9 protein-coding genes and 1 pseudogene are annotated in these 9,180 nt (G+C 62.5%); 1 reads left to right on the forward strand and 9 read right to left on the reverse strand.

Translation table 11 applies throughout. The features are described 5' to 3' along the window. Both nusA and rimP read right to left on the reverse strand, forming a co-directional pair. Positions 1–1,478, reverse strand: a 1,478-nt coding sequence (gene nusA, locus EN879_RS13500) for a transcription termination factor NusA (RefSeq protein ID WP_127274088.1), incomplete at its 3' end; no start/stop codon positions are given. A 49-nt stretch (positions 1,479–1,527) separates the two neighbouring features. Beyond that, positions 1,528–2,172 carry a ribosome maturation factor RimP gene (rimP, locus tag EN879_RS13505; RefSeq protein ID WP_013527897.1) on the reverse strand — a complete coding sequence of 215 codons (645 nt, stop codon included), beginning with the start codon at positions 2,170–2,172 and terminating at the stop codon, positions 1,528–1,530. Positions 2,173–2,471: 299 nt separating this feature from the next. Between rimP and EN879_RS13510 the strand changes: the two genes are divergently transcribed. Further along, a complete protein-coding gene (locus EN879_RS13510; RefSeq protein ID WP_013527898.1) occupies positions 2,472–2,639 on the forward strand; it encodes a hypothetical protein in 168 nt (55 codons plus the stop codon). A 66-nt stretch (positions 2,640–2,705) separates the two neighbouring features. Here EN879_RS13510 and EN879_RS13515 read toward each other — a convergent pair whose 3' ends face one another. The 7 genes and pseudogenes from EN879_RS13515 to ybeY form a co-directional block, all read right to left on the reverse strand. Further along, positions 2,706–3,407 (reverse strand): tRNA (guanosine(46)-N(7))-methyltransferase TrmB, encoded by a 702-nt coding sequence (locus EN879_RS13515; RefSeq protein WP_024503462.1) that lies wholly within the window; start codon positions 3,405–3,407, stop codon positions 2,706–2,708. Between the two features lie 23 nt (positions 3,408–3,430). Beyond that, positions 3,431–4,696, reverse strand: a complete 1,266-nt coding sequence (gene metK, locus EN879_RS13520; protein ID WP_024503461.1) for a methionine adenosyltransferase — start codon at positions 4,694–4,696, stop codon at positions 3,431–3,433. Between the two features lie 169 nt (positions 4,697–4,865). Continuing rightward, positions 4,866–5,285 carry a helix-turn-helix domain-containing protein gene (locus EN879_RS13525; RefSeq protein WP_013527901.1) on the reverse strand — a complete coding sequence of 140 codons (420 nt, stop codon included), beginning with the start codon at positions 5,283–5,285 and terminating at the stop codon, positions 4,866–4,868. Positions 5,286–5,427: 142 nt separating this feature from the next. Then, positions 5,428–7,020 carry an apolipoprotein N-acyltransferase gene (gene lnt, locus EN879_RS13530; RefSeq protein ID WP_063169993.1) on the reverse strand — a complete coding sequence of 531 codons (1,593 nt, stop codon included), beginning with the start codon at positions 7,018–7,020 and terminating at the stop codon, positions 5,428–5,430. Between the two features lie 101 nt (positions 7,021–7,121). Beyond that, positions 7,122–7,592: pseudogene (locus EN879_RS13535) on the reverse strand (VOC family protein). Between the two features lie 16 nt (positions 7,593–7,608). Further along, complete coding sequence (locus EN879_RS13540) at positions 7,609–8,739, reverse strand: hemolysin family protein (protein ID WP_063169992.1); 1,131 nt, start codon at positions 8,737–8,739, stop codon at positions 7,609–7,611. A gap of 28 nt (positions 8,740–8,767) precedes the next feature. Further along, the coding region (ybeY, locus tag EN879_RS13545) for an rRNA maturation RNase YbeY (RefSeq protein ID WP_127274089.1) at positions 8,768–9,180 on the reverse strand (413 nt) is incomplete at its 5' end.

Below are 9,180 nucleotides of genomic sequence, written 5' to 3' on the forward strand. Positions count from 1 at the left end.
CCATGATTGGCCAGCACGCCCGGATAGACTTTTGTCTCGCCGTCCTTGCGTTCCTTCCAGCCGGTCAGGTCGTCGGCGGCATAGCCGGCGAAATCCTCGATCGTCTTCACGCCGTCCTCGCCAAGCGTCACCATCATGGCGGTGGTGACGCCGGGGATTTCGCGCAATTCGTCCGAAACGCCGAGCGCCTTGCGCTTGTCGTCGTGCTCGGCCTCGATCTTCTCCAGATATTCGCGGGCGCGGGTCTGGATCTCCGAAGCGGTGTCCTCGTCGAAACCATCGATAGAGGCGATCTCGCCGGAATCGACATAAGCGACTTCCTCAACGCTGGTGAAGCCTTCGGAGGCCAGCACCTGGCCGACCATCTCGTCGACGTCGAGGGCTTCCATGAACAGCGACGAACGCTCGACGAATTCCTTCTGGCGGCGCTCGGATTCTTCGGCTTCGGTCAGGATATCGATATCCCAGCCGGTCAGCTGCGAAGCCAGACGCACGTTCTGGCCGCGGCGACCGATGGCCAGCGACAGCTGGTCGTCGGGAACCACGACTTCGATGCGTTCGGCATCCTCGTCGAGCACGACCTTGGCGACTTCCGCCGGCTGCAGCGCATTGACGATGAAGGACGCCGCAGAAGGCGACCACGGAATGATGTCGATCTTCTCACCCTGCAATTCGCCGACGACCGCCTGGACGCGGCTGCCGCGCATGCCGACGCAGGCGCCGACCGGATCGATCGATGAGTCCCGCGAGATGACGGCGATCTTGGCGCGCGAACCTGGGTCGCGGGCGACCGACTTGATCTCGATGATGCCGTCATAGATTTCCGGCACTTCCATGGTGAACAGCTTGGCCATGAACTGCGGATGGGTGCGCGACAGGAAAATCTGCGGGCCGCGCTGCTCGCGGCGCACATCGTAGACATAGGCGCGGACGCGGTCGCCATATTTGTAGTTCTCGCGCGGGATCAGCTCATCGCGACGGATGATCGCTTCGCCGCGGCCGAGATCGACGATGACATTGCCGTATTCGACGCGCTTGACGGTACCGTTGACGATCTCGCCGATGCGGTCCTTGTACTCGTCATACTGGCGGTCGCGTTCGGCCTCGCGGACCTTCTGGACGATGACCTGCTTGGCCGACTGGGCGGCGATGCGGCCGAAATCCATGGGCGGCAGCTGTTCGGCAATGAAGTCGCCGAGCTGGGCGTCGGGATTGCGCTCGCGAGCCGAGGAAATGGCGATCTGCGTGGCGTAGTCATCGACCTTCTCGACCACTTCCATCAGCCGCTGCAGCTTCATCTCACCGGTGTTCGGGTTGATGTCGGCGCGGATGTTGGTCTCCTGACCGTAACGCGAGCGCGCCGCCTTCTGGATCGCATCGGCCATGGCGGCGATGACGATCGACTTGTCGATCGACTTTTCACGCGCGACCGCGTCGGCGATCTGCAGCAATTCAAGTCTGTTGGCGCTTACAACCATCGTTTTTCTCCCGAGCTTGTTTGCCGGACCTTTGCGCCCGGCAGCTCAATCATAGTTCCTGTTCGTGTTCTTCCGTGGCGTCCGCTTCCGCACCCGACTCGTCGTCGTCCGGTTCGCCACGGCGCTTCTTGGCTTCCTTGCGCGCCCTGTTGTCCTTCGACAGGGCATCGCGGATGAGATCGTCGGTCAGGATCAGGCGCACATCGGCAATCGCGTCATAGGGGACGCGCACCGTCGGCTCCTCGCCATAGGCTGCCTTGTCGCGCTCGATCAGCACATCGTCTTCGCCGGCTTCGGCGATCTTGCCCTTGAAGCGCTTGCGGTCGGCGACGACGATCGATGTTTCCATTTTCACCAGATGACCCGTCCAGGTCGTGAAATCCGATTTGCGGACCAGCGGCCGGTCGATGCCGGGCGACGAGACTTCAAGATGGTAGGCCTTTTCGATCGGATCATCGACATCGAGCGCCGGCGACACCGCGCGGCTGACCTCTTCGCAATCCTCGACGGTCATGGTGCCGTCCTCGCGTTCGGCCATGATCTGCAGCGTCAGCCCGTTCTGGCCCGACAGATGCACCCGCACGAGGCGGAAGCCGATGCCGCGCAGAACCGGCTGGACGATCAGCGCGATGCGCGCATCGATGCCGCTTTCGCGGATGATGCGATCGTCGCCCTCGCTTGCCGTTGCAGTCATTGAAGCCCTGTCGTTCTCTACCAAGTTATCGGCAGGTAATAAAAAAGAGCGGGACCGGGTGGACCCACTCTTCGTCATACCGACCAAGAATTTGAGGCTGATATAGACGATCGCGGCCTGTGTTTCAAGCCCGCTATGCTGGTCGGGCAACGCTGCCATCGAGGTGGCCCCCGCCAGCGTTGCATGGAGCGCATGGCGCCCATGCGGCGGCCCCAATGGGATTGGCGCTGAAACGCACCTACTTACGCTGCGCTGCACAAAGGTGGCCGTGCGTCACACGTGCGCGAAAGGACATGATCATGAGCAATCGCAAGATATTTTCTGCAATAGGCGACTTCTTCACCGTATTCGGCAGCGCCGTGGCCGCTTCACGGGCCGTAGAAGCCGGTCGCAGGCCGCGCGCCGACGACCTGCGCAACCTCGGCGTCGAGCCTGCCGCCTTCGATCGCATCGGCCGCCGATTCTAGCTTTGACGCAATTCCGGACGGAAAACCGTTTCACACTTTTCCTGGAATTGCTCTAAGACCGCGAGCCTATTTCCGAATGAAGGTAAGATAGGCCGGCCGCCGGCCCTCACGAATGGCCTTGGCCTCGTAACGGGTGCCCGGCCAACCATCATAGGGCCGGTGCCAGTCCGCCGCCTCGCAAGCCTGCCATGCGAACGCGCCATGCGCGCGGCAATGCAGCAAGGTCCAGTTGACATAAGTGTCGATGTCGGAGGCGAAGCGGAATTTTGAACCAGGCTTCAGCACGCGCGCGAACCGCTCGAGATTGACCGGGCTTACGAAACGTCGCTTCCAGTGTTTCTTCTTCGGCCAGGGGTCGGGATAGAGCAGATCGAGGCCGCCGAGCGAGGCCTGCGGCAGCCAGTCGAGCAGCCTTGTGGCGTCGTCGTCATAAACCCGCAGATTGGCGAGCGGTTTCTCGCGCACCGCCATCATCATCTTGGCCATGCCGTTGACGAAGGGCTCGACGCCGATAAAGCCGATCGAAGGCGCCTCGGTCGCGCGGTGCAGGAGATGTTCGCCACCGCCGAAGCCAATCTCGAGGCGAACCGCGCTGACATCGGTCTGAAACAGAGTTTGCAGATCGGCCGGCGGCTCGGCCGCCAGATCGAGCCGATATACACCGAAGCCGCTTTCCAGCGCGGCCGCCTGTTGCGGACGCATGGTCTTGCCGCGCCGGCGACCGAAAAAGGCTTCGGTCGCGCGGCTTGGTCTGTCCTTCGGATCCATGGCGGGACTTCGCGGCGCCGCTGTCAGGCGGCGACCGCGTCCTTGAGCGCCTTGGCGAGATCGGTCTTTTCCCAGGAGAAAGACCCATCACGGCCGGCCTTGCGGCCGAAATGGCCGTAGGACGACGTCTTGGCGTAGATCGGTTTGTTGAGATCGAGGTGACGGCGGATGCCCGACGGCGACAGATCCATCACCGTGCGCAGCGCGTCCTCGAGCTTTGCCTCGTCGACCTTGCCGGTACCATGCAAGTCGACATAGACCGACAGCGGCTGGGCGACGCCGATGGCGTAGGAAAGCTGGATGGTGCAGCGGTCGGCGAGTTTCGCCGCCACCACGTTCTTGGCCAGGTAGCGCGCCGCATAGGCTGCCGAACGATCCACCTTGGTGGTGTCCTTGCCGGAGAAAGCGCCGCCGCCATGGGGTGCGGCACCACCGTAGGTGTCGACGATGATCTTGCGGCCGGTCAGGCCGGCGTCGCCGTCCGGCCCGCCGATGACGAACTTGCCGGTCGGATTGATGTACCACATGCAATCGTCGGCGATCTTGAGGTCGCCCAGCGCCTCGCGGATATAGGGTTCGACGACCTTGCGGACCTTCTTTGAATCCCAGCTCGCATCGAGATGCTGCGTGGACAGCACGATCTGCGTCGCCTCGGCGGCCTTGCCATCGACATAGCGAACGGTGACCTGGCTCTTGGCATCCGGCCCGAGCCTGCCGGCTTCACCGCTGCCTTCGTGACGGGCAGCAGCCAGCAGTTCGAGGATCTTGTGGCTGTAGTAGATCGGCGCCGGCATCAAATCCGGCGTCTCGCGGCAGGCATAACCGAACATGATGCCCTGGTCGCCGGCACCCTCTTCGCCCTGACGGTCGGCAGCGTTGTCGACGCCCTGGCCGATGTCAGGCGACTGGCCGTGCAGCAGAACCTCGATCTTCGCCGTTTTCCAGTGGAAGCCGGCCTGCTCGTAGCCGATTTCGCGGATCGCCTTGCGGGCGACCGATTTGAACTTGGCCGGATTGACGACCGGATGGCCGGCGGCATCCTTGAGGATGTTGCCTGCCTTGTCCTTCTTCAGCAGCGTTTCCGGGACGCGCACTTCGCCGGCGATGACGACACGGTTGGTGGTGGCCAGCGTCTCGCAGGCGACACGGACTTTCCACGGGTCCATGCCGGTCTTCTTGGCTTCGCGATAGACCAGATCGACGATCTCGTCGGAAATCCGGTCACAGACTTTGTCAGGATGGCCCTCGGCAACGGATTCCGAGGTAAAGAAGTAGTTCTGCCGCGTCACGGGTGTCCCCTCTTGAAAAACGATCGGCAGGCTGCCGATTTTGGCGCGCCACGTGTTAGCGGGGCGAAGCGCCGCTCGTCAAGCGGTGCTTCGGCTCTGGCATGAATGTCGATGCCGTTATCTTGTGCCACCGGCGGCGGGGCGCCGCCGGTCCTGGCGTGATTGAGGATCAGTCGGGATCGTCGGCGGAGAGGGACTTGACCAGGTCTATGATCCTGCGGCGCACCTTGGCGTCGGCGATCTTGACAAAGGCCCGGTTGAGCTGAAGGCCTTCAGGGCTGCCGCAGAATTCGACAGCGAAAGCCATCGAAGCGTCCTCGGCAAATCCACGGCCCGCCACAGGCTCCTGGCCGGGCGCATCCTCAAAAAAGAAAGCGACAGGCACGCCGAGTATGGACGCGATCGCCTGCAGACGGCTGGCGCCGACGCGGTTGGTGCCCTTTTCATATTTCTGAATCTGTTGAAATGTGATGCCGAGGTTTTCTCCCAGCTTTTCCTGGCTCATTCCAAGCATGTTGCGGCGAAGCCGAATGCGACTGCCAACATGGATGTCGATCGGATTCGGTTTCTTCTTGTTATCTTCTGTCATTTTTTCCTCGCCGAATTTTTTCGGCTTTCTCTATTTTTTTTCCTGCCCAAACAAAGCCGGAGGCAACTGCCCCAACAGAACGATCCACCGGCTTCGAGAAATTTTCAGGCACTTACAGTATGAGTTTCTAATGTGTTGGCTGTCAATTCACCCGTAGCCTTTGCCTTACGTTCAACAGCGCTGCCCCAACGGCAAACAGCAACATGATCAGCATTCCGTTAATGCGCCGTTGGCCGGGAGATATGAGCGCCTGTCCGGAAATCGGTATGTGGGCATCGATGGCGCCGCGCGCGTCGATAGCAAGCGCATCGACGATGCGCCCGCGCGGATCGACGACGGCCGAGATGCCGTTGTTGGCGGCACGCACCAATGGCAATCCATTTTCCACCGCACGGATCTGGGCCTGCCTGAAATGCTGATACGGACCCGGCGTGTCGCCGAACCACGCATCATTGGTAACGTTCACAATAAGCTGCGCTGACGCAGCGTCAACTGCCACAAGATCGGGAAAGATCACCTCATAACAGATAAATGGCAGCGCACGGATGCCGTCGGGTAGCGTGATGGCGTGCCGCTCATTGCCGGCCGCGAAACTCATCGGCCCGGCAACCAGTTGCTCGATGCCGAAACGCTGGAGCAGATCGGCGAAAGGCAGGTATTCGCCGAACGGCACCAGGTGAACCTTGTCGACGGCGTCCGTGATTTCACCCTTGTCGTCGATCGCCACCACGGAGTTGTAGTAGCGGCTGTCGGCATTTGCGGCCGAGCCGCCTTCCTCGCGGACGACGCCGGCAATCAGCATCTGGCCGGGTCCGAGCATATCCCCCAGCGCCGTCAATGCGTCCGGACGCTCGGTGAAGAGGAACGGCACCGAGGTTTCGGGCCACAGGATCAGTTGCGGCTTTTGATGGCCTGGATCCGGCGCCTTGCCCGAGAGCCCCATCAGGACCGCGAAGATGCGGTCGCGCACCGAGGCATCCCATTTTTCCGACAGGTCCACGGCCGGCTGGACAATGCGGACATCCAGGCTGCGTGAAGCTGGCGATTCGGGAGCGGCAAGCCTGATATAGCCGAAGCCGACATGGGCAGCGACGAGCACGACAAACAGTGCCGCGCCGAGGCGCAGGTGCCGACGTGCCGCCAGCAGTGCCGGCAGTGCGAAGACGAACACCGCGAGCGCGTTCATGCCGATCATGCCCGTCACCGAGACGCTCTGCATCAGCAGCGGCACGGGCATGGCCGCGTAGCCGACGGCATTCCAGGGAAAACCGGTGAACAGGAAATCGCGCAGCCATTCCGCCAGGCCGAAGCCGAAGGCAAGGGCGGCGATGCGGCCAATGTCGTTGCTCCACAGCAGCCGGGCAACGATTGCCGCAAAGCCGTAGAAAAAGGCGAGCATGAAAGGAATGCCGACCACCGCGAAGGGAAGCGCCCAGGCAAAGCTGTCGGCCTCGACCAGCAGCGCCGAGCCGATCCACCAGAGGCCGGCGAGGAAATAGCCGAAACCGAACCACCAACCGACGGCGAAAGCCGGCCGCAGACGCCGGAACAGACTGCCTGAAGCTTCGCCGGTGGCGCCGTCGAGCAGCCAGACCAGCAGCGGGAACGAGACGAAACAGGCGGCGAAGAAGTCGTAAGGCGCCTGCCCAAGCACCGCGAGGGCGCCTGCGAGAAACGCCACGAGCGCACGCCGCCAACCCCAAAGCAGAATTATCCGGCCGGTGAGGCGCTCCATGCATACTTCCGAGTCGCGAATCAGGACACAAGATTTAACAGGCTGCGCTCCGCGCTCCAAACGGCGCATGGGCTAGCTGAGATGCACAGCTCCGGCCCTGCCTACCGGTGCCAACCCTCGATTTGAACGCCCCCCAGCCGCTCGGCCTCCTCGCGCTGAACCGAACGGATGGTCTGCGTGAAGGTCCAGACATGGCCCTCGGGGTCGCGTGCACGATACTGGCGCTCACCCTAGAACTGATCCGCCGGCTCCTGGATTATATCAGCGTCGAGCGCCCGCGCCTGCTCGCAATGCGCATCCAGGCCACCCTTCAGCCTGACATAGATCGACTGCGTGTTCTTGCCCGAGAGCGAAGCCGGGCTGGCGACGTAATCGCTCCATTCGGAATCGACGATGATGTAGCTGTCGCCGAACCGCATCTCTGCATGGATGAGCTTTCCCTCGGCATCGCTGACCACCATGCTGCGCTCGAAGCCGAAAGCCGCCTCGAGCCAGTCCAGCGCGGCATGCGGATCCTTGTAGAAAACACCAGAGCCCAGACTTGGATGCTTGAACGGGTCGTCGATAGTCATCGTGCGAGCGAAACGCTCACGCCTGTTCGGTGCGCGCCGTGGCACGCCGGCGACGCTCACCCTTCTGGCTCTGCACGATGCGCACGCGCTTGACGCGGCGCGGATCAGCGTCGAGGACGTGAAATTCGAAACCGGGTATGGCCTGCACCACCTCGCCGCGGGCCGGAACACGGCCAAGCGTGTTGAAAATCATGCCGCCGATGGTGTCGACATATTCGCCATGTTCACCGGCGGCGAAATCCCCGCCGATCATCTTGGCGACGTCGTCGATCTCGGCCTTGCCATCGACGATGAACACGCCGTCGCCGCTCTGGGTGATCATTGGCTCGTCGTCGTCATGCTCGTCCTCGATGTCGCCGACCACCATCTCGACGATGTCTTCCAGCGAGGCAAGGCCGTCGGTGCCGCCATATTCATCGATGACCAGCGCCATTTGCGTGCGCGTCGTCTGCATGCGAGCCATCAGGTCGGAGGCGAGCATCGACGGCGGCACGAACAGCACCGGGCGGATCAGATTGAGGTCGCCAATGGTGCGTGCGAGATCGACCTGGGCGAGATCGAGAACCGTGGCGACGGGTGCTTTCCTGGTCGAGCGGCCCTTCTTGACGCGCGCGATCTTGGTGATGTGGGCCAGCACATCACGGATATGGACCATGCCGCGCGGATCATCGAGGGTCTCTGAATAGACCGGCATGCGGGAATGGCCGGATTGCTCGAAGGTGCCCAGCAGATCGCCGAGCGTCGTCGTGATTTCGACCCCTTGAATGTCGGCGCGCGGTACCATGACGTCCTCGACGCGCACTTCGCGCAGCCGCAGGATGTTGTTGAGCATGGCGCGTTCGCCGGGCGAGAAGGCGCCGGCATCGCTCGTTGTCTCGGCAAGCGCGCCGGCGATTTCCTCCCGCAGGCTGGTTCCGTTGCGTTGCCTGAACAGGCCAAGAACGCGGTCGAACAGGGAGGGACCGGCAGGCGATGTCTCGCTGGCAGCGCTGCCGATGCTGGCAGCACCAGAGGTGCCGGCAGCAGCAGAGGTACTGCTAGCACCAGAGGCAACGGTACTCGGACTTGATCCCTCTTCCGACGTATCGGAAGCCTTGGTTGCACTGCCGGCGTCGGGGCGGGCGGCAGTCTCTGGTTTGTCGTTCATCGTCGTCCGGTCAATTGGTCAGATGTAGTTACGCGTAGGGGTCGGGAATGGCAAGCCTTGCAAGCGCCGCGCGTTCGACGGCTTCCATCGCCTCGGCCTCGGCCTCGGTCTCGTGATCGTAGCCCAGCAGATGCAGCAGGCCGTGGATGACGAGATGGGTGATATGGTTCTCGACAGGCTTGTCTTCCAGTACCGCTTCATGGGCGACCGTTTCGGCGGCCAGCACGATGTCGCCCAGCATCGGCGGCAACGGACCGCCCTGCGCAAACGGAAAAGCCGGGAAAGACAAGACGTTGGTCGGTTTGTCCTTGCCGCGCCAGCCGGCGTTGAGAACCTGGATATGGGCGTCGTCGGAAAAAACGAGACTGAGTTCGGAACGGCCCGCCACGCCGGTTTCGGCAAAAGCCGCCTTAACGGCCCGATCGACCAGCCGCGTCAGGC

Source organism: Mesorhizobium sp. M7A.F.Ca.AU.002.02.1.1 (assembly GCF_003998535.1).
GTDB lineage: Bacteria > Pseudomonadota > Alphaproteobacteria > Rhizobiales > Rhizobiaceae > Mesorhizobium > Mesorhizobium ciceri.